Raw genomic sequence first — 20303 nt, forward strand, 5'->3', positions numbered from 1 at the left:
CATCCCTTCCGCGGACCCGTGCCCCGCAGTGCAATCACAACCTGTTGGGTGACCCCCGTTTACCCGATACAAGGGATAGTGCCATAGCCTTGGCGTCACGCAAGAGGGTAAATGACATGTTAGGGACTCGGTTCGTCGCTGAACCGATTCACTTCGTCGCTCCCGGACAGTGCCGCGCCGCAGCGACGCGCGGACTTTCCCCGCTCCGGAAAAAGACAAGAGGTCGTCACAAAAAAGAAAAATAAATTCGCCTTGCCACGTGAAAGCGCGGATGCCTCCGGCTGACCCGGACGGCCGCGCCGGCGAGGAAAATTTGATCCATATTTTGCGGTTCAAAAAGCCGTTCCTGCTCGGCGGGGAGTGGCGCCCCGTGCAATGCGCGAATTTCGATCATGGACTGCGGGTTTGCGTGGAACGATCGGCACAATCCCCGGCGACCGATCGGCCATGGATGCGCCCGCCGAAGCGCCGGTCCATAGGCACGCCCCGCCCGGCGATAGAGGTGATTCGCCGCACCGCCAGTCAGGGCCGACCCTGGCGGTCGTCCATGTCATGCATTGCCTGGCTGCCGTGCGCTTCCTATCAGACGCCGGCGCGCAGGGGCGCGATGAAAGACGGGATGGACAAGGCGGCTATGCGCGGCACAAGGCAGGACGAGAATTCCCCATCGGGCGCAACCGGACCAGATGGACCTGCCCTCGATCCGAATCCGGACGCCCTGGCCGACTTCCTGCGCTCCCATGATTTCGACAGCACCGCCTATATCCATTATTACAAGGACCTTGCCCGCCTCGACGCCGGAGCCGCGCTCGATCATTATGCGCGACACGGATTTCGCGAAGGCCGCAAGGCGCCTTTCAGCCTGTCCATGTCGACGGTGCAGGCGCTGCGGCTGACCGAATGGACAGATGGATGGCGGGCGGAAATGGGGCGGCGGGCGACGCACGCCGCGCTTTGGACCCTTGATCCGAGCGGGCGCGACCTCAGACGGTTCATCGACCTTCTCACGCCGTCGCCCGACCATGTCACCGCGATCGTCATCGGCGACAGCCATAGCGCGTTCCTGGCGCAGGCGACCCCGATGCTGGCGGCCGGGATCATGCCCGCGCCGATGATCTGTTCGGGCGGATCGGCGCGCGGCCTTTCCAACTCCCATTCCCGCGCGGGCTACCGCACCTATATACTGGACCGGCTGAAGCGGCTCGGGCAGATGATCGCCCATCGCCCGGTCGTCATGAAATTCGGCCAGGTGGATATAGAATTTCTGTTCGACCTTATGCGCGTGCGCGACGGGAAGACCCGGTACGACCCCGAACGGATGCGCGCCTTCATCGACGACACGGTCGAGCGCTATGCCGGATTCCTCGCCGACTGCCGGGCCGTGTGCCGGGGCCGGCTGATCGTCATGTCGGTATTCCCCCCGACACTTGGCGATGCCACGATCCGTGCCGGCTATGTCAACGCCCATATCGCGTTCCTCAACGAGGAGGACGACGCCGACCGCCTGAAGGCCCAGCTTGCGGCACTGGACCACCCCGATCAGGTCGAGCGCACCGCCGTCGCCCGCCACTGGAACGAACGGATCGCCGACATGTGCGCGCGGATGGGGCTGGACTATCTGGAAGAATTCGACGCCCTGCTCGGCGAAGACGGATTGATCCAGGACGAACTGTCCGATCCGGGCGATCATCATATCATACTCCGCGCGCCCCGTGCCCAGGCGCGCATCGCCGCCGTGGCCGAACGCCTGCGCGCCATGGTCCTGGACAAAGATTGAGCCCATGGCGCAACCGGTCGGGCACCCGCTGGACTTGCGCCGGTAAAGTCCTATAGCCCCGCCTTGACGAAGACCCGCGCGGAGGCGGGCAGGACAAGGGACCCTGGCAAGATGACGATCATCAAGACCGCCGACCTGATCGAGAGCGTCGCCGACGCACTCCAGTTCATCAGCTACTATCACCCGATGGATTATATCCGCGCGCTGGGCAAAGCCTATGAGGCGGAGGCCAATCCGGCGGCCAAGGACGCCATCGCCCAGATCCTGACCAACAGCCGCATGTGCGCCGAAGGCCATCGCCCGATCTGCCAGGACACCGGCATCGTCAATGTCTTCATCAAATGGGGCATGGATTGCCGGCTCGACGACAATAGCCGGTCGATGCAGGAGGTCGTGGACGAAGGCGTGCGCCGCGCCTATCTCAACCCCGAAAACCGCCTGCGCGCCTCGATCCTGCGCGATCCGGCCTTTGCGCGTCAGAACACGAAGGACAACACGCCCTGCGTGCTGAATGTCGAGATGGTGCCGGGCAACAAGGTGATCGTCGACGTCGCGGCCAAGGGCGGCGGCAGCGAGAACAAGACCAAGTTCAAGATGATGAACCCCAGCGATTCGATCGTCGACTGGGTGCTGGAAATGGTGCCGCAAATGGGCGCGGGCTGGTGCCCGCCGGGCATGTTGGGCATCGGCATCGGCGGCACGGCGGAAAAGGCCGTGGCGCTGGCCAAGGAAAGCCTGATGGACCCGATCGACATGGGCGAACTCAAGGCGCGCGGGCCGCAGAACAAGATCGAGGAACTGCGCATCGAGCTCTATGACAAGGTTAATGCGCTCGGCATCGGCGCGCAGGGCCTGGGCGGCCTTTCCACCGTGCTCGACATCAAGATCCATGATTATCCCTGCCATGCGGCGGGCAAGCCGGTGGCGATGATCCCCAATTGCGCCGCGACCCGCCACGCGCATTTCACGCTCGACGGGTCCGGTCCGGCCTATCTGGAAGCGCCAAAGCTCAGCGAATGGCCGCAGGTCGACTGGAAGCCCAGCAAGGAGGCGATCCGCGTCGACCTCGATACGCTGACGCCGGAACAGGTGCAGGGCTGGAAGCATGGCGACCGCCTGCTGCTGAATGGCAAGATGCTCACCGGCCGCGACGCCGCGCATAAGCGCATCGCCGACATGCTGGAAAAGGGCGAGCAACTGCCCGTCGATTTCAAGGGTCGCGTCATCTATTATGTCGGCCCGGTCGATCCGGTCCGCGACGAAGTGGTCGGCCCGGCCGGCCCCACCACCGCCACGCGCATGGACAAGTTCATGGATATGATGCTGGAACAGGGCCTGGCGGCCTGTGTCGGCAAGGCCGAGCGCGGCCCGGCGGCGACGGAGAGCATCAAGACGCACAAGAGCGCCTATCTGATGGCAGTCGGCGGCGCGGCCTACCTCGTCGCCCGCGCGATCAAGGAAGCCAAGGTCGTGGGCTTCGAAGATCTGGGCATGGAGGCGATCTACGAATTCACCGTCGAGGACATGCCCGTCACCGTCGCCGTCGACAGCGAGGGCCAGAATGTCCACCGCCTCGCCCCGCTGGTGTGGCAGGAAAAGATCCGCAAGGAAAAGCTGCTGGAAGGCGCATGACCTTCCAGCCATTCGGCACTTGCGTCAACCTGTACAGCCCTTTGCCGCCCGACGAGTACCGGCGGCAAAGGGAAGAATGAAGAATCGCCCTAACCCTGATCAACCCGCAGGAACCTGCGTCATTGCACGGCATTGTCTCCGTACCTTCAGCCGGAGCAACCCATGGCCTTCACCCAACTTGACCCGCCCCTGCCCGTTTCCGTCGAGGGCAAGGGAAAAGGCTTTGCCTTCGCCGTCATCGATTATGGACAGGAGCATAATCTGATCTGGGTCACCGGCATCGACGCGACAGGCGAAATCTGGTGCGCACCCAATCCGCTGGTGCGGTTGCAGGCAAACTGGAGCATGGGCCGCGCCGGATGGGCGCCGCCCGTGCCGCCCGGGACCAAACCGAGCTGACCGGCAATCACTGTCTGGTAAGCGTCATACACCGCTGTTATCCTGCCTGCCATGTCAGGGGAAATGGACGCGGCGGGGGACGCCATCACGGGAGCCATGATGGCGCGGGCGGTCGAGCCGAGTCATGGCGAGGCGCAGGCGGCCGGCCATGGCGACTGCCTTAATTGCGGCGCGGCGCTGGCCGGCCATTATTGCGCGCAATGCGGGCAGGCCGCTCACCTGCATCGCAGCTTCGCCGCGATCGGCCATGACCTTGCCCATGGCGTGCTGCACTTCGAAGGGAAGCTGTTTACCACGCTGCCCGAACTGGCGTTGCGGCCGGGCAAGCTGACCCGTCGCTACGTCCACGGGGAAAGGGCGAAATTCATCTCCCCCTTCGCCCTGTTCCTCTTTTCCGCGTTCCTGATGTACGCGATCTTTTCGCTGACCAGCCATCATGGCGCGGACGCGGCGGCCGGGCCCGCCATGAATGCCGAGGCCCGCGCCGAACTGAAAAAGGAACAGGACAAGGCCGATGCGCGAATCCGCAAGATCGAGGCGGAACTGGCGGCACCCGGCCTGTCCGGCAACCGCAAGGAGAAGCTGACCGAAAGGCTGGCAGATGCGCGCGACGATCGCAAAGGCCTGAGCCTTGCCAGCGGCCTTGCGGAGTCACTGACCGGGGAGGGTGTCAACGACGGCATCGCCAAATCCGTGGGCAAGGCGGTGAGCGCGGCGGCGGAAAATCCCGAATTCGCCTATTACAAGCTGAAGGCCAATGCCTATAAATTCTCCTGGGCGCTGATCCTGATCTCGCTGCCCTTCCTGTGGCTGCTCTTTCCCTTCAGTCGCCGGTTCAAGATGTATGATCACGCCATTTACGTGACCTATTCGATCGCATTCATGTCCTTGCTGTTTTCACTGTCGATGGTGCTCACCGCAGCGCATGTCACGAGCGGTCTGGTAACGCTGGCCCTGTTGCTGTTCGCGGCCTGGCACATGTATCGCCAGTTCAAGGACGCCTATTCCCTCTCACGCGCGGGCGCGCTGCTGCGACTGCCGCTGCTTTACGGCTTCGCGTGCGTGTCGCTGTCGCTTTTCTTCACCCTGATCGCCATGTTGGGGTGACGCGCGGCGATCGCCCGTTAAGAGGGCGCCCATGATCACGTCCCCCATCTGGTTGCCCGCGACACTGATCGCCGGCGCGGTTCAGGCGTGGCGCACGGCGATTCAGCGCAGGGTCAGCGACAGCCTGTCCCTGAACGGCGCGGGGCTGGTGCGTTATCTCTACGGCCTGCCCTTCACTTTGGCCCTGCTGGCGGGGTACCGGCTGGCCTTGCCCGCACCATGGCCGGGCATCGGGCCGCTCTTCCCGCTGTTTTGCGCCGCCGGCGGACTGGCGCAGATCATCGCCACCAACCTGTTGATCAGCGCATTCCGGCACCGCAATTTCGTCGTCGGCACTGCCTATTCCAAGACGGAGGCGGTGCAGGGTGCGATATTGTCCTTCCTGCTGCTGGGCGAACGGCTGACGCCGCTGGCCTGGGCCGGTATCGGATGCGGCGTGGCCGGCGTCATGTTGCTGTCTACCGGGGGGCGGCGCATGGCACCGGCGGATTTCCTGCGCGCCCTGGGACAGCCTGCGGCCATCACCGGCATCGCTTCGGGATTCTTCTTTGCCCTGACCGCCGTCGCCATCCGCCGCGCGACCCAGTCTGTCGACACGAGCGATCACGTGCTGGCGGCGTTGATCGTGCTGGCGGCGACGGTGCCGATGCAGACGGCGATGCAGGGCGGTTGGCTGTTGTGGCGCGAACCGACGGAAATGCGGCGCGTGCTGGCGAGCTGGCGCATTTCCGGGCAGGTCGGGCTGCTTTCGGCGCTGGGTTCGGCCTGCTGGTTCACCGGATTCGCGACCGCGCCGGTGGCACTGGTGCGAATCGTGGGACAGGTCGAAGTCGCCTTCACGATGGCATTCGGCCATTTCTACCTGAAAGAAATGATGCAACGCAGCGAGGCCGTTGGCCTGATGCTGGTCGTGACCGGCGTCATATTGGCGCTGCTCGGCGCATTTTGAGGCAAGCGGGGCGCGCCGCTAACGCATAATTTACCACGTGTGGATAACGCTCACTCGTCATGAGGGACGCGCAAAACGACATGATCGCCAAAGCTGTGATGAAAGTTGCCCGCCTTTCGGGCGACCTGGGCATCCGCACGCTCGACCTTCAGGCCGACATCAGCGAACTTGCCGACCGCGTGACCCATCAGGCCCATACGATCGAAGCGATCAGCGGCGCCGCAACCCAGATGTCGCAGGATGGCGAAAGCGTATCTCTGGCCGGTCAGGATGCGCGCGCCAAAGCGGTCGCGGCCCGCGGCATCATCGATGATTCGGGCCGGCAGCTGTCCGCGGCCAATCATAATTTTGTCGACCTTATCGCCCAGGTCAGCCGCATCCATGACCGGCTGGACGGATTTGGAGAGGCGCTCAAGACCGTCGCGCACGTGACCAGCGTCATCAGCGGCATCGCCAGCCAGACGAACCTGCTTGCGCTAAATGCCACCATCGAGGCCGCGCGCGCGGGCGACGCCGGACGCGGGTTCGCGGTCGTCGCTGCCGAAGTCAAAAAGCTGGCGCAGGAAACTGCGGCCGCGACCCAGACAATCGAAAAGTCCATCGCCGCGCTGACCGGCGAAGCCGACGGCATGCTCGACAGCATCACCCGGGGGGCGCAGACGGCACGCACCGCCCAATCCGACACACGCGACATAGAGGCGCTGGTCGAACGGCTTGCAGCGCTGATGCACGATCTGTCCGACAACAGCGAAACGGTCGCTCACCGGATCGCGTCGATGGTCGGATCGGCCGGCGAAATCCGCTCCGGGCTGGCGGCGCTGGCCAGCACGTCGACCGACAATGCCGGGGGGCTGCAACGCCTGTCCGGCCGGATCGCCAGCGCCAGCGAAGACACCAACCTGTTGCTGCAATATCTTGCGGAGAGCGGCGTCGACATTCCCGATTCCCCTTACATCCGCTTCAGCCTGGAAACCGCCGAATGCGTCGCCAATGCCATCGAACGCGCGATTGAACAGGGGCGCATCAGCGAAGCGGAAGTGTTCAGCGAATATTATGCGCCCATTCCCGGCAGCAGCCCCGCGCAGTTTACCCATCCGATCCAGGCGGTCATGCTGCCCATCGCGCGGGAGCGGCAGGAAATGGCGCGGAGTTTCGAGGGTCTGTTCGGCATGACCTTCACCGACCGCAACGCTTATGGGGCGATTGCCATGCCGGAACGCGCCAAGCCCCAACGGCCAGGCGACGATAACTGGAATGCGGAACATTCGCGTCAGGGACTTATCTTCGATTTCCCCGACACGCGCGAGCAGTGCAAGATCACCCAGCCTTTCTGCATCAAGGCCTATCGCCGGCCAACCGCGCAAGGGGACATCGTCCTGCTGAAGCAAGTGATAGCATCAATCCACGTACGCAACCGCCACTGGGGCGTCCTGCAAATGGCCTACAGGGACCAGGGCTGACGCTACTCCTGATCGAACGACCCTTGCCCACAAGCCGATCCTCGCTATGTCCGGGGCATCATTTTCGCGGGAGCAGGCATGGGCCGCCTCATCATTGTCGTCCGGGGCGTCCTCGTCACCCTGCTGTTCCTCGTTATTGCTCTTTGCCTGGCGATCACCATTGTGCCGCCATTCCTCGACCGCGTCTATTATCGCGGATCTGTCAGCGACCATTTTGACGGCGCCCATTTCCGTAATCCTGACGGCGTGATCGATTTTCCCGCGCCTCCGGGCGTCAGCAGGCAGGGTTTCATCGCCCGATGGCTGCTGGGGTCGGACGACCGTCCCCCATGGCCCGAAGCGATCGCCGTCAAGCCCGCCCGCCCCGCCCCCTTTGCCGCGCCGCGGGGCATGACGGCGACATGGGTAGGCCACGCAACCGTGCTGGTGCAGGCCGCCGGGCTCAATATCCTGACCGATCCGATCTGGTCCGACTATGCCAGTCCCTTCCCGCCCCTGGGGCCGCGGCGCGTCGCGGAGCCCGGTATCCGTTTCGACGACCTGCCGAAGATCGACCTGGTGGTGATCAGCCACAATCACTACGACCATATGGACATCCCGACGCTGGAACGCCTGTGGGCGCGCGACCGGCCAAAGATCGTCACCAGCCTGGGCAATGACACGATATTGAAGGCGCACGGCATCCCCGCGACCGCACTCGACTGGGGCGGGTCCGTCACCGGCGCGGCGCTCAACGGCCTGGCGCCTCAGGCGGTGGTCCAGTGCGGCAATTATGAACATTGCCCCGATTATCGCGTCCATGTGACCCGCAACCATCATTGGGGCAGCCGCTGGGGCACCGATCGCAACCGCGCATTATGGTCCAGCTTCCTTATCGAGACGCGCGCCGGCAACATCTTCTTTGCAGGCGATACAGGCGCCGGCGATCTGGGCTGGCCCTATGAAGCGCGCCGGTTCGGGCCGATCCGGCTGGCGCTGATCCCGATCGGTGCATTCCGCTTCTGGAAAGGGCAGATGCAGTCGGATTCGCACATCGGCCCCTTGCAGGCGGTGGAGATTTTCAAGCGGTTGGGCGCGTCGACCGCGATCCCGATCCATTGGGGCACGTTCCGACTGTCCTACGAACAATGGGACACGCCGCCGAAAATGCTGGAACTGGCGCTACGCTGCCAGGGGATAGACCGCAAGCGCTTCGCCCCCCTGCGCATTGGCCAGTCGCTGGCGGTGCCCGCTGTCAGCCCTGTCACGCCGGGGGCGAAACGGTGCGACGAGCGCGCGATCCGCGCCCTGAATTAAGGGCCGGCCGCGACCGCCGAAGCAATATGCAGAAGCGCGGCCGACGACCCGTCGTCAGCCCCGCCTCCGGCCTGTTACGCCGGACAGTCGCCCACGCGCCGCGCCGTCATGTCATGGGTGGTGCGCAGCACCGCCTGACCGCCCACCATCTTCGTCATGGTGGTGCCCAGCGTCATCGTGTCGTCGGTATAATTACCCTCCAGCACGAGTTCCGACGTGCCCTTCCCCGCCTTGCATGACAGCGTGGCGATCAACCGGCCCTTGCGCAACATCTTGTCCTTGTAGACGCAGTCCTTGCCCTCGTCCCCGGCGAGCGTCGTCGCGTCGGGCACGCCGTCCTTGTCGACGGCCAGGCAGACCTTGTCCTCGCCGACCTGCTTGAGGGCCTCCTGATATTCCTCGGGCGTCACAGCGGGCGTATTGTATCCGGTCGTCTTCCGGGTGATTTCCCACTGACCGCCCTGGAGCAGGATCGGCTTTTCCTCCTGCGGCGCGGGAGCCGTTTCACCGCCGCAGGCAGCCAGGCCAAGCATCATCGGCAGCGGCAGGGCCGCACATATCATCCGTCGCATATCCTCTCCCCTGTTCTCTCGAAGGAACCACGCAAGGCTCTACCGCCGGACGGAAAAGCGCAAGGAAGAAATGCCCCGTTCATCGCCTGCTCCGCGTCGGCGCATGGAAATCGGGCGGTTTGTCGGCGATCCAGGAAAGGAAACGGGCGATGACTGGCTCTGCCCGTATTTTCGCCACATCCGCAAAGCCGTGCGCCAACTGCGCATTGGTCAGCGTCGCGTGGATGGTGCGATGGCAGATGGGATGCACCTGCACGGTGTCGCGTCCGCCCCGGCTGCGGGGCAGCGGATGATGCCTTTCCACCCGCCCGCCCAATATCCGTTCGCACAGCCAGCAGCGATCAGGCTCGGCCATGCGCGCTCCGCATCATTGTTCCGCCGTGCACTCCGCGCCGATCCATTTACCTTCGGACCGGGCCTTCATCGCCATCGCCTGCGGACCGCCTTCCATCTTCATATCCATGTCCATCGTGTAGCTGTCAGGCGCGTAGCTGCCCGACATGGCGGCGTTCATTACGCTGCCGCCGTCGCCCTTGCACGACACACGCCCCTTTACCGTGCCGCCTGTGGCGGCAAAATCGGCGAACTTGCAATTCTTGTTATCCTGTCCGGAGAACATGTCGGCGCCGGGATTGGCCGCCTCCTCCGGCGTGACGCAATAGGTGACCGATGCGTGACTCATCATGCGCTTCATCTGCTCTTCCATGCCGGCAGGCGCGCCGGGCATGTTCGACAGGTCGATGTCCTGAACGGTGAAACGGCCTTCCCACTGGCCAGGCTTCAGTTTTACCTTGTCGACGGCGGCCTTCACCTCGTCCTTGCTCATGGCGTCGGTCGCGGCGATTTCTCCCTTTGTCGCGTCGGGCGTGTTGTCGCAGGCTGCGAGCATGATGGTGGCGGCGATCATTATCGTGGCGGCAGTCCTCATGACCGATGTGTTTCCCCTGTTTGAGCATGCAACGGTTGCGACCTGTCTTTGCGAGGACCATATCAAGGCGCGATGACAATTCAAATCCGCACCACGCTCGATGAGCCGGAAACCGGCGAATTCTTCGTCCCCCACCGCCCCGCGCGGCCGGAAAAGAGCGAGGGCGGCAGGCCGTTCGGGCTAGTCAGCGACTATGAACCCTCGGGCGACCAGCCTGCCGCCATTGCCGAACTGGTGGATGCCGCGTTGCAGGGCGAGAAGGATCAGGTGCTGCTGGGCGTCACCGGCTCCGGCAAGACCTTCACCATGGCGAAGGTGATAGAGGCGTTGCAGCGGCCCGCCCTGGTGCTGGCACCCAACAAGATTCTTGCCGCGCAGCTTTACGGGGAGTTCAAGAGCTTCTTTCCCGAAAATGCCGTCGAATATTTCGTCAGCTATTATGACTATTATCAGCCCGAAGCCTATGTGGCGCGCTCCGACACCTATATCGAAAAGGAATCGAGCGTAAACGAGAGCATCGACCGGATGCGCCACTCGGCCACCCGCGCGTTGCTGGAACGGGACGATGTCATCATCGTCGCATCCGTCTCCTGCCTCTATGGCATCGGGTCGGTCGAAACCTATTCGGCGATGACCTTCGCGATGAAGAAGGGGCAGATCGAAGACCAGCGGGAGATCATCCGCAAGCTGGTGGCGCTCCAGTATAAGCGCAACGACGCCGCCTTTGCCCGCGGCAATTTCCGGGTGAAGGGGGATAATCTGGAGATTTTCCCCTCCCACTATGAAGATACGGCGTGGCGGGTCAGCTTCTTCGGCAACGAGATCGAGGAGATCGTCGAGTTCGACCCGCTGACCGGCAAGAAGATTGCGAGCCTCGATTATGTGAAGGTCTTTCCCAATTCGCACCATGTGACGCCGGGACCGACGCTCAAGCAGGCGATGGAGGCGATCCGCTTCGAGCTGGCCGAACGGCTGAAGGAACTGACGAGCGAGGGCAAGCTGCTGGAGGCGCAGCGGCTGGAGCAGCGCACCAACTTCGACCTGGAGATGATCGCGGCGACGGGATCGTGCGCAGGGATCGAGAATTATTCGCGCTTCCTGACCGGCCGTCTGCCGGGCGAACCGCCGCCGACCTTGTTCGAATATCTCCCCGAAAACGCCTTGCTGTTCGTGGACGAAAGCCACCAGACCGTGCCGCAGATCGGCGCGATGGCGCGGGGCGACCACCGGCGCAAGATCACGCTCGCCGAATATGGCTTCCGCCTGCCAAGCTGCATCGACAACCGGCCGCTGCGCTTCAACGAGTGGGACGCGATGCGGCCGCAGACGGTAAGCGTCTCCGCGACGCCGGGAACGTGGGAAATGGAGCAGACCGGCGGCACCTTCTCCGAACAGGTGATCCGTCCCACCGGACTCATCGACCCGCCGGTCGAGATCAAGCCGGTGGAGGATCAGGTCGACGACCTCATCAACGAATGCCGCAAGGTCGCGGCGCAGGGATACCGCACGCTCGTCACCACGCTCACCAAGCGAATGGCGGAGGATCTGACCGAGTTCATGCATGAGGCGGGGATCAAGGTCCGCTACATGCACAGCGACGTCGAGACGCTGGAGCGTATCGAGCTGATCCGCGATTTGCGGCTGGGCGTCTATGACGTGCTGATCGGCATCAACCTGCTGCGCGAAGGGCTGGACATTCCCGAATGCGGACTGGTGGCGATATTGGATGCGGACAAGGAGGGTTTTCTGCGCTCCGAAACCTCGCTGATCCAGACGATTGGGCGCGCGGCGCGTAACGTCGATGGCCGCGTCATCCTCTATGCCGACCGGGTGACGGGAAGCATGGAACGGGCGCTCAACGAAACCTCGCGCCGTCGCGAAAAACAGATGGCCTATAATGAAGAACATGGCATCACGCCGCAAACGGTGAAGAAGAATATCGGCGACATCATCGCCCATGTCGCGTCGAAGGATCAGGTCACGGTCGAAACCGGACTGGAAGATCGGCCCCACCTCGTGGGCCACAACCTGCGCGCCTATATCGAGGATCTGGAAAAGAAGATGCGCGCCGCGGCGGCGGATCTGGAGTTCGAGGAAGCCGGCCGCATCCGCGACGAAATCCGCAAGCTGGAGGCCGAAGAACTGGGCCTGCCCGCCGACCAGCAGGTCGCAGCGCCAAGGGGGCGGGCCACCGAGGGCAAGCCCGGAACCCGAAAATTGCGCTACGGCAAGGTGCAGAAGAAGTTTGGGCGATAGCGGTCCACCTTACCCCTTATGGTCGGGGATGGGTGGGAAGCGGTCCTGCCGCATCTATGCACCATCTGCGGCGGTGAGGCCCACTTTCTGCAATTCAATGCAGCCGAGAGGTCGGGAGCCCAGACGTCCGGTCTTATGCCGATTCAACTAACGCCACGCCCTCTGCGGGCAGATCAAGCTGGAGTTCAGCCCGCGCATTGAGCGTACGGTTTTCGGGGGCAGCGATCTCTGCGGCCTTGCGGATCATGTCCATTTGTTCCCTCGTCGGGTATTTGGGCGAGCCCATCGACCGCCAGATCGGATAGGGTGACCCGCGCTCCAGGTCCACGTAGCTGACTTTGACCTGTTGACCTGGCTGCGCGCCGCGCAAACGAACCGTGATCACCTTCCGGGTGCCTAAGACTAAACGCTTGCTGCTCGCTCCGGGAATGCCCGGCGCCTGCTGGACATCGGCCAGGTTCCACACAAGTGCCGCGAACCCGCCGCCATCGCGCTGCGAAGCGAGGGCCGGCCCGGTGGCGGCCAGACGGCGATTGCCGAGACGATTGAGGAGCTTGTAAGTATTGAACTCCGGCTTGGCCACACTGCCGCGAGCGAGAATGCCCCACCCGTTCTGCCCTTCCTTGAAGATCCAGGGCGCCACCATGATTTCCTCATACTCGCCGCTGATTTGCCACTGGCCCATCGCCTGGCAATGCGGAAGGCTGTTGACGATGGCGTGCGCGATCATCGCAGGGCTGTCTGACGACCACTCATTGAGCCACAGTTCGGTGCCCTTGAACCTGGACGCATCAATCTGCGCGCGCGCCTGTGCCACGGCGGCAGGCACGACATCATATTGTTTGAACTTGTTCGCCTGCCCGAAAATCATCGCCTGATCGTCGCCCGGATAGATGTGGGTCGATACGAAATCGACAGGCGCGTCGTTGCGCGCGCAGTAATCGAGGAACTGCGGCAGCCATTGCACCGCGGAGCTTGCCGGGCCACCCGTTCTGAGGCTCGGATCGACGCTCTTCACCGTTGCCGCAGTGGCCTTGTAAAGCGCAAAATAGTCCTCCTGCGTGCCGGTCCAGAACGGCGGGTTGAGATTGGGCTCGTTCCACACCTCGAAATACCATTGCCGCACTTCGGCGGCGCCGTAGCGCTGGATGAGGTTGCGGACGAACTTATCCACGAGCCCGGTCCAATTTTCCATGGATTTGGGCGGGGTCACATTCGCTCGATAGAAGCCGAACTCCTTCGTCCCACTAGCGATACTGCGCGGCATGAAGCTGAGTTCGACGAAAGGCTGCACGCCCCGGTCCAGCAGCCCGTCATAGACGGCATTGACGTTCTGGAAATTGCCGTTGAAACCCACCCCCAGTTCGTCGTTGAAGATGCCGTGGAAGCGGACCCGCTTGAGGCCGATTTCGTTTTTGCAACGCTCCAGATCCTTGCGCCAGGCCTCGCGCAACGTGATCGCGGCCCTGTCCGATCCCATCGTCTCGGACCAGATATGATTCAGCGACCCGCTGACCTTGCGAACGTCGATGTCGACCCGTTCGGTTTCGGTTTGAGCCAGCGCACCGGGTACGATTGCCGCTGCCCCCAAAGCGCCGCTCAAGGCCGCGAACTCACGACGGGTCAGTTTGTCCGTTCGATTCAAGCGATCTCTCCGAGTAACCGGCGGATGCCGGCACATTGCTATTCTGGGCACCCATGCGATCTTTGTGGTGACCTACCTTGATTGCCAGTAAATCATAATCGCACGCATTCGGTCAATTAAAAGCTCGTCGGGCATGGAAGCAATGTTGCGATAGCCAACGGCATGTTTTGGGCGAGATGGTGACCCGCTGGGGACTCACCTAAATGTCCCAAACTGATCGTTTCCAGCCGAGCTGTCCGCGAACCACGCGTAACCCAAGGGCCACAGGCTTCCCGAAAAGCATCCTATTCCTGCAACAAAACCTGTCCTATTCGACCCCGGCGAGCCTATCCCTCGCCATTCCTTGAACCGTCCACCCGATAGCTTACGCGCAGGCGGGCGCGCGCGCGCATATGGTATGAACTTCGGCGGAAAACCCCCGTTTCCGTGCCCCGCTTCTTCCTTGATCAGTGGGTCCGGCTGGTGACGTTCGCCGTCCCGTCCGCCTGAATCTCCACCAGATGCGCGCTGCTGTTGCTGCACTCTGCTTTCCAGCCGCTGACGCCGGGGCGTATCTCGATCCGTTCCGATCGGATCACTTCCGGACACGCTGCCCCCGACGCCCGCACGGCACGTTCCAACACCCCGTTGCGCTGCCCTTCATCCAGCTTGGCGACCTTGGCCGCTGCGCCTGTTTCGGGAACCGCCCGATTGTCGACCGCGCTGATCTGCTCGCCGCTGTCCCCGCAGGCCATCAGGGCGAACACCCCGGCCAGCACCATCAATTTGCGCATCCCTATCCTTTCGCCTTCACCGCAAACCCGTCCGTCGCCCGGATGAGTGCGTCCAATATGCCCGGTTCGTTGAACGCATGGCCCGCACCTTCGATCATTTCGAACCGCGCCTGCGGCCATGCCCGGTGCAGTTCCCACGCGGTTTCCGCCGGACAGGCCATGTCATAGCGGCCCTGCACGATGACGCCGGGAATGGCCGCCAGCTTGCCCGCGTCGCGGATCAATTGCCCTTCGTCCAGCCAGCCGCCATGAACGAAATAATGATTTTCGATGCGGGCGAAGGCCAGCGCGAAATCATCGGCTTCGTGGGTCGCGGAAAGCCCTTCGTCCGGCAGCAGGCGGATGGTTTCGCCCTCCCACAGGCTCCATGCCTTGGCGGCGGCGATCTGCTTGGCGCGGTCGTCGCCGGTCAGGATGCGGCGATAGGCATGGAGCAGGTCGGCGCGCTCCGCTTCGGCTATCGGGGCGACGAAGCGTTCCCACTTGTCGGGATAGATCCGGCTCGCACCTTGCTGATAATACCAGTCGATCTCCCTGGCGCGGATGGTGAAGATGCCGCGCAACACCAGTTCGGTCACCCGATCGGGATGGGTCTGGGCATAGGCAAGTGCGAGGGTCGAGCCCCAGCTGCCGCCGAACACCAGCCACTGCTCGACGCCCATCATCTCCCGCAGCCGTTCGATGTCGGCGACCAGATGCCAGGTGGTGTTCGCCTCCAGCCCGGCATGTGGCGTGGAGCGACCGCAACCGCGCTGGTCGAACAGCAACACGTCATAGCGCGCCGGGTCGAACAGGCGCCGATGGTCGGGCGCAATGCCGCCACCGGGGCCGCCATGCAGGAATACCGCCGGCTTGGCGCCCGGCGTTCCGGCACGTTCCCAATAGATATGGTGGCCGTCCTCCACGTTGAGATGGCCGGACGCGAAGGATTCGATCGGTGGGTACAGCGTGCGCATCGCCTCCTTCTAGCAGCCCCCATGCTTTCGACCAGCGACTTGGCGGATCGATGATCGGCATTGAACCTTGCGCGCGGGTGGCGCACCATCGGCGCCTTCGCCAAGGGGGGACTTCCTATATGCGCTTCGTCCATGCCATCGGCCTCGCCGGCCTGATCCTGTCGACCCCGGCACTCGCGACCACCCCGCCGCCACCCAGACCGGATTATGCCGCGGCGCTCGCCGATCCCAGGCGCCCGAACGAGGCGAAAGCACTGGACGAAAGCCGCAAACCGGCCGAAACTCTCGCTTTCCTGGGCCTGGCAAGCGGCATGAAAGCGGCCGACATCATGACCGGATCGGGCTATTGGGCGGAAATCATGGCCGATGCGGTCGGGCCGGCGGGCAAGGTCACGGCGTTCGAACCCGACCAGTTCTACACCAAGCCGGACGAACAGGAAAAGTGGAAAGCAATCGTCGCCAGCCATCCCGACATCGACTGGGTCCGCTATCCGTTCGAGGCATTCAGCGCCCCGGCCAGCAGCTTCGACTTCACCATCATCAACCTGAGCTACCATGACATCTACTGGCAGTCGGACAAGTTCGGTATTCCCCGCAGCGATCCGGCTGCTTTCGTCGCGGCGCTCTACGCCGCCACCCGGCCGGGCGGCATTGTCGGCATCATCGACCATGTCGGCGCACCGGGGGACACCCGCGCGATCGTCGACGCCTTGCATCGCATCGACCCCGCCGTCGTGAAGGCCGATTTCGCCGCCGCCGGATTCGTGCTGGAAGCGGAAAGCCCGCTCCTCGCCAATCCGGCGGACGATCACAGCAAGCTGGTGTTCGACCCCGCAATTCGCGGCAAGACCGACCGTTTCCTCTACCGCTTCCGCAAGCCGCTGGAATGAGCGCCGGTCGCGGGATTTGAGCGCAAGGCGCGGGATGACGCGCGCCCTGTCCGCTGCCATCGTCACTCCCATGACCCTGGATGATCTGGACCGCCACGGCGCCATGCGCCTGCCCGCCTTGCTGACGCCCGATCAATGCGCTGCGATGACCGCCCTGTGGGACGATCCTGCCCTGTTCCGCAAGGAAGTGGTGATGGCGCGCCATGGCTATGGCAGCGGGCGCTATCGCTATTTCGCCTATCCGTTGCCGGAGCCCGTGGCGGCATTGCGCGCGACGCTCTATCCGGAACTGGCCGCCGTCGCCAATCGCTGGGCAGCGATGCTGGGCACCGACAACATCTATCCGGAACGCCATGCCGATTTCCTGGCGCGATGCGCGCTGGGCGGGCAGGACAAGCCCACCCCGCTGCTGCTGCGGTACGAGGCCGGGGACTGGAACGCGCTGCACCAGGACGTCTACGGCCCCCATGTCTTTCCGCTTCAGGCCGCCATCCTGCTGTCGCAGCCGGGCGAGGATTTCACCGGCGGCGCCTTCGTCCTGACAGAGCAGCGGCCGCGCATGCAGTCCCGGCCGGAAGTGGTTCCGCTGGAACGCGGCGATGCCGTGCTGTTCCCGGTACGCGAGCGTCCCGCCAGAGGCACGCGCGGCGTGCATCGCGTGCAGTTGCGCCACGGCGTCAGCCGCCTGCTGTCCGGCACGCGCTTCGTGCTGGGACTGATTTTTCACGACGCCGCCTGACCCGGCAAGGCCCGGTTCAGCCCCGCCCGCTACATCTTGCGACAAATTGGCGCTGCGCGTGCCAAAAACTTGCGACATATGGCCGCTAGTCCGTTCCGCATCATCGATAGGGTCTCAGGGGGTTTTCGTGCGCCGATCCGCATTCATCATATTGTTGCCTCTGTTGGCGGGAGCCGCGCCCGGCGCCCTTTTTGCCCAGGAAGACCGGCGAGAGGCCCCGCCCGTGCAAACGGAGGAAGGTGACGAGATCATCGTCACCGGCCAGCCCTTGCGCGGCGCGGTGATCGGGAACGTCCAGCCCGAACAGATGCTTTCGCCGGCCGACGTGCGCGCGTTGGGCGTGACATCAATCGCCGAACTAGTCAGCGAATTGTCGCCCCAGACCAACGGCACGCCGATCCTGCTGTTGAACGGCAAGCGCATATCGAGCTTCTCGGAAATTCAGGACATCCCGTCGGAAGCGATCGCGCGCGTCGACATCCTGCCCGAGCAGGTCGCGCTCAGCTATGGCTATGCGCCGACGCAGAAGGTGATGAACATCGTCCTGCGTCAGCGTTTCCGCGCCGAAACGGGCGAGCTGAAGCTGGGCACGACCACCGAAGGCGGCCGCGAGAACGGTCAGGCGGAAGCCGGTCTGCTGCGCATCCGTGGCGACAATCGCTTCACGGTGAACCTGGAATATGGCCGCGCCGCGCATCTGCTGGAAAGCCAGCGCTCGATCATCCCTACCGGCCCTAACCGCCCCTACGCCTTGGGCGGCAATATCACCGCCGCACAACGCGGCACAGAGATCGATCCAGCCCTGTCCGCCTTGGCGGGGCAGACGGTAACGGTTGCATCCGTGCCGGCAAGTGCCGCCGCCAACCTGCCGGCCTTGTCGGATTTCGTCGCCGGTGCGAACAGGACGGATGTCAGCGATCTGACGGACTATCGCACGCTCAGTCCCGCGACCGAAAATTTCGTCGCCAACGCCACCCTCGCCCGCGCGCTGGGCGGCGTGTCGGCGTGTCGGCGACCATCAACGGGCGGCTGGCATTGTCCGACAGCGATTCGCTGCAAGGCCTGTCGGCCGCCGCCTTCACCCTTCCTGAAGGCAGCCCCTTTTCCCCCTTTGCCGACAACGTCACGCTTTACCGCTATCTGGCGCAGGGCGGGGCATTGGGACAACAGGTGCGCGGCACGACCGGCCATATCGGCGTGACGCTGAACGGCCAGATCAGCAGGACCTGGCAATGGTCGTTCACCGGCAATGGCGATATTTCGATCACGCGCACCCGCACGGATCGCGGCATCGACATCGGCGCGATCCAGGCGGCGCTGGACGCGGGCGATCCGGGCATCAATCCCTATGGGATCTTCGATGGCGGGCTGACCGGCGTCAGGACCATCGACAGCGCCCGCGCCAGATCGCAAGCGATCGGCGGCGACCTGCTGGTCAGCGGATCGCTGTTCGACCTGCCGGCAGGCGCGGTCACTACTTCGGTGCGCGTCGGCGCGTCCGCCAACGGTTTCGAGAGCCGCTCGACCCGATCCGGCGTGGATAGCCGCAGCCATTATAATCGCGAGATCGCAAGCGGACAGGTCAGCCTGGACCTGCCGCTGACCAGCCGGTCCAAGGGGGTGCTGGGCGCGGTCGGGGACATTGGCGTAAACCTGAACGCGGCGGCCCAGCATTATTCGGATTTCGGCATGCTTTCCACGCTGGGATACGGGCTACGATGGCAACCGGTGACGGCGGTGCAGATACTTGTGTCCGCCAATCAGGACCGCGCGGCGCCGACCGGCGCGCAAATCACCGATCCTCTGGTGGCGACGCCGAATATGTCGGTGTTCGATTATGCGACCGGGCAGAGCGTGTTCGTGACGCAATTGTCCGGCGGCAATGCGGACCTGCGCGAAAGCGTGCGCGACCAGTTCCGGCTGGGCGCGACGATCAAGCCGTTCGACAAACCGAACCTGACGCTGACCGCCAATTATCTGAACAGCCGGACACGCAACCCGATCGCCGCCTTCCCGACGCCGACGCCCGACCTGGAGGCCGCCTTTCCCCAGCGCTTCCTGCGCGACGAGGACGGCAACTTGATCCAGATTGATGCGCGGCCGGTCAATTTCCTGCGATCGCAAAGCGAGGAACTGCGCTGGGGGTTCGACCTGTCGATCCCGATCAAGTCGCATATCCAGAAGGTGATAGAGGCGTGGCGCGCGGCCGGTGCGAAGCCGGAGGAGCGACCCAGGGAACTGGACGACATCCGGGCCGCCTTCGCCCGCAACCGGCCACGCGACGGACAGGAAGGCGGACCCCGCGCCGCCGGAGGGGGCGATGACGCCAGGCGCGGCGAACGGGGCGGTGGACGCCCGCGCGGCGGTGGCTTTGGCGGCGGGCGCGGAGGACAGGGCGGCGGCCGTATAACGGTCAGCCTCTACCATATGTGGCATTTGGCCGAGACCATCCTGATCGCGCCCGGCGTGCCGGAACTGGACCTGCTGGATGGCGACGCAACCGGATCGTCGGGAGGCCAGCCCCGCCATGAGATCAAGGCGCGGTTCGGCTATATGAACAACGGGATCGGCGCGAGGCTGGGCATCGACTGGGAAAGCGGCACCCATGTGGACGGTGCGCTGGGTGGCGCATCGCGGCTGGACTTCGGCAGCCTTGCCACCGCAAATCTGCGCGTGTTCGCGAATCTGGGGCAGATGCCCAGCCTGGTGAAGAATGTGCCGTTCCTGCGTGGATCGCGGGTATCAATCGGTATCGACAATATCTTCAATACGCGGCGCGAGGTGCGCGACGCCAGCGGATCGACCCCGCTTCGCTATCAGCAGGGCTATCTCGATCCGCTGGGCAGGAGCATTTCGGTCAGCTTTCGCAAGCTGTTTTCACCGGCATTCCCGAGGCGTGGTTAAATGCATGTTAGCCACGCCTA

General features: G+C 63.9%; 17 protein-coding genes and 1 pseudogene. 11 read left to right on the forward strand and 7 right to left on the reverse strand.

What is annotated here, in order from left to right; translation table 11 throughout:
- Positions 1-226: 226 nt before the first annotated feature.
- Positions 227-394, reverse strand: a complete 168-nt coding sequence (locus J3E64_RS03210) for a hypothetical protein (protein ID WP_253339687.1) — start codon at positions 392-394, stop codon at positions 227-229.
- 225 nt (positions 395-619) lie between these two features.
- Between J3E64_RS03210 and J3E64_RS03215 the strand changes: the two genes are divergently transcribed.
- The 7 genes from J3E64_RS03215 to J3E64_RS03245 all read left to right on the forward strand — a co-directional run bounded on the left by J3E64_RS03215 (position 620) and on the right by J3E64_RS03245 (position 8620).
- Positions 620-1777, forward strand: coding sequence for a hypothetical protein (locus tag J3E64_RS03215; protein WP_253339689.1), 1158 nt, complete (start codon positions 620-622; stop codon positions 1775-1777).
- 111 nt (positions 1778-1888) lie between these two features.
- Positions 1889-3409 (forward strand): fumarate hydratase, encoded by a 1521-nt coding sequence (locus J3E64_RS03220; RefSeq protein ID WP_253339691.1) that lies wholly within the window; start codon positions 1889-1891, stop codon positions 3407-3409.
- Between the two features lie 162 nt (positions 3410-3571).
- Complete coding sequence (locus J3E64_RS03225) at positions 3572-3808, forward strand: hypothetical protein (protein ID WP_253339693.1); 237 nt, start codon at positions 3572-3574, stop codon at positions 3806-3808.
- 51 nt (positions 3809-3859) lie between these two features.
- Positions 3860-4915, forward strand: a complete 1056-nt coding sequence (locus J3E64_RS03230; RefSeq protein ID WP_367398594.1) for a DUF3667 domain-containing protein — start codon at positions 3860-3862, stop codon at positions 4913-4915.
- Positions 4916-4946: 31 nt separating this feature from the next.
- A complete protein-coding gene (locus J3E64_RS03235) occupies positions 4947-5864 on the forward strand; it encodes a DMT family transporter (protein ID WP_253339697.1) in 918 nt (305 codons plus the stop codon).
- Between the two features lie 98 nt (positions 5865-5962).
- Positions 5963-7324, forward strand: a complete 1362-nt coding sequence (locus tag J3E64_RS03240; protein WP_253340249.1) for a methyl-accepting chemotaxis protein — start codon at positions 5963-5965, stop codon at positions 7322-7324.
- Between the two features lie 78 nt (positions 7325-7402).
- Complete coding sequence (locus J3E64_RS03245) at positions 7403-8620, forward strand: MBL fold metallo-hydrolase (protein WP_253339704.1); 1218 nt, start codon at positions 7403-7405, stop codon at positions 8618-8620.
- A 74-nt stretch (positions 8621-8694) separates the two neighbouring features.
- On the opposite strand, the gene J3E64_RS03250 is transcribed toward J3E64_RS03245, so the two are convergent.
- The 3 genes from J3E64_RS03250 to J3E64_RS03260 form a co-directional block, all read right to left on the reverse strand.
- Positions 8695-9192, reverse strand: coding sequence for a DUF3617 domain-containing protein (locus J3E64_RS03250; protein WP_253339706.1), 498 nt, complete (start codon positions 9190-9192; stop codon positions 8695-8697).
- Between the two features lie 79 nt (positions 9193-9271).
- Positions 9272-9547, reverse strand: coding sequence for an HNH endonuclease (locus J3E64_RS03255; RefSeq protein ID WP_253339708.1), 276 nt, complete (start codon positions 9545-9547; stop codon positions 9272-9274).
- A gap of 12 nt (positions 9548-9559) precedes the next feature.
- Positions 9560-10120 (reverse strand): DUF3617 domain-containing protein, encoded by a 561-nt coding sequence (locus J3E64_RS03260; protein WP_253339710.1) that lies wholly within the window; start codon positions 10118-10120, stop codon positions 9560-9562.
- Positions 10121-10192: 72 nt separating this feature from the next.
- Here J3E64_RS03260 and uvrB point away from each other — a divergent pair, with 72 nt between their 5' ends.
- On the forward strand, positions 10193-12376 hold the full coding sequence (uvrB, locus tag J3E64_RS03265; RefSeq protein ID WP_253339712.1) for an excinuclease ABC subunit UvrB: 2184 nt from the start codon (positions 10193-10195) through the stop codon (positions 12374-12376).
- Between the two features lie 133 nt (positions 12377-12509).
- On the opposite strand, the gene J3E64_RS03270 is transcribed toward uvrB, so the two are convergent.
- The 3 genes from J3E64_RS03270 to pip form a co-directional block, all read right to left on the reverse strand.
- A complete protein-coding gene (locus J3E64_RS03270) occupies positions 12510-14021 on the reverse strand; it encodes a glycosyl hydrolase (RefSeq protein ID WP_253339714.1) in 1512 nt (503 codons plus the stop codon).
- Between the two features lie 446 nt (positions 14022-14467).
- Positions 14468-14794 (reverse strand): hypothetical protein, encoded by a 327-nt coding sequence (locus tag J3E64_RS03275; protein ID WP_253339716.1) that lies wholly within the window; start codon positions 14792-14794, stop codon positions 14468-14470.
- Between the two features lie 2 nt (positions 14795-14796).
- Positions 14797-15750: a prolyl aminopeptidase gene (pip, locus tag J3E64_RS03280; RefSeq protein WP_253339718.1), complete on the reverse strand. Its 954-nt coding sequence runs from the start codon at positions 15748-15750 to the stop codon at positions 14797-14799.
- Positions 15751-15869: 119 nt separating this feature from the next.
- On the opposite strand from pip, the gene J3E64_RS03285 reads away from it, so the two are divergent.
- From J3E64_RS03285 to J3E64_RS03295, 3 genes and pseudogenes are all read left to right on the forward strand, one after another.
- Entirely contained in the window at positions 15870-16640 is a 771-nt protein-coding gene (locus J3E64_RS03285) for a class I SAM-dependent methyltransferase (RefSeq protein ID WP_253339720.1), read from the forward strand.
- A 34-nt stretch (positions 16641-16674) separates the two neighbouring features.
- Positions 16675-17379, forward strand: coding sequence for a 2OG-Fe(II) oxygenase (locus tag J3E64_RS03290; RefSeq protein ID WP_253339722.1), 705 nt, complete (start codon positions 16675-16677; stop codon positions 17377-17379).
- 127 nt (positions 17380-17506) lie between these two features.
- Positions 17507-20283, forward strand: a pseudogene (locus tag J3E64_RS03295) (TonB-dependent receptor).
- The last annotated feature ends 20 nt before the right edge of the window (positions 20284-20303 follow it).

The organism is Sphingobium sp. OAS761 (assembly GCF_024168485.1).
Taxonomy (GTDB): domain Bacteria; phylum Pseudomonadota; class Alphaproteobacteria; order Sphingomonadales; family Sphingomonadaceae; genus Sphingobium.

Excerpts from the sequence above, each read along its gene's own strand:
- J3E64_RS03255 (WP_253339708.1), bottom strand. The coding sequence starts at position 9,547 with ATGGCCGAGCCTGATCGCTGCTGGCTGTGCGAACGGATATTGGGCGGG.
- pip (WP_253339718.1), bottom strand. The coding sequence starts at position 15,750 with ATGCGCACGCTGTACCCACCGATCGAATCCTTCGCGTCCGGCCATCTC.
- J3E64_RS03220 (WP_253339691.1), top strand. The coding sequence starts at position 1,889 with ATGACGATCATCAAGACCGCCGACCTGATCGAGAGCGTCGCCGACGCA.
- J3E64_RS03290 (WP_253339722.1), top strand. The coding sequence starts at position 16,675 with ATGACGCGCGCCCTGTCCGCTGCCATCGTCACTCCCATGACCCTGGAT.
- J3E64_RS03275 (WP_253339716.1), bottom strand. The coding sequence starts at position 14,794 with ATGCGCAAATTGATGGTGCTGGCCGGGGTGTTCGCCCTGATGGCCTGC.
- J3E64_RS03260 (WP_253339710.1), bottom strand. The coding sequence starts at position 10,120 with ATGAGGACTGCCGCCACGATAATGATCGCCGCCACCATCATGCTCGCA.
- J3E64_RS03230 (WP_367398594.1), top strand. The coding sequence starts at position 3,860 with ATGTCAGGGGAAATGGACGCGGCGGGGGACGCCATCACGGGAGCCATG.
- J3E64_RS03245 (WP_253339704.1), top strand. The coding sequence starts at position 7,403 with ATGGGCCGCCTCATCATTGTCGTCCGGGGCGTCCTCGTCACCCTGCTG.
- J3E64_RS03250 (WP_253339706.1), bottom strand. The coding sequence starts at position 9,192 with ATGCGACGGATGATATGTGCGGCCCTGCCGCTGCCGATGATGCTTGGC.
- J3E64_RS03215 (WP_253339689.1), top strand. The coding sequence starts at position 620 with ATGGACAAGGCGGCTATGCGCGGCACAAGGCAGGACGAGAATTCCCCA.
- uvrB (WP_253339712.1), top strand. The coding sequence starts at position 10,193 with ATGACAATTCAAATCCGCACCACGCTCGATGAGCCGGAAACCGGCGAA.
- J3E64_RS03210 (WP_253339687.1), bottom strand. The coding sequence starts at position 394 with ATGATCGAAATTCGCGCATTGCACGGGGCGCCACTCCCCGCCGAGCAG.
- J3E64_RS03235 (WP_253339697.1), top strand. The coding sequence starts at position 4,947 with ATGATCACGTCCCCCATCTGGTTGCCCGCGACACTGATCGCCGGCGCG.
- J3E64_RS03240 (WP_253340249.1), top strand. The coding sequence starts at position 5,963 with ATGAAAGTTGCCCGCCTTTCGGGCGACCTGGGCATCCGCACGCTCGAC.
- J3E64_RS03285 (WP_253339720.1), top strand. The coding sequence starts at position 15,870 with ATGCGCTTCGTCCATGCCATCGGCCTCGCCGGCCTGATCCTGTCGACC.
- J3E64_RS03225 (WP_253339693.1), top strand. The coding sequence starts at position 3,572 with ATGGCCTTCACCCAACTTGACCCGCCCCTGCCCGTTTCCGTCGAGGGC.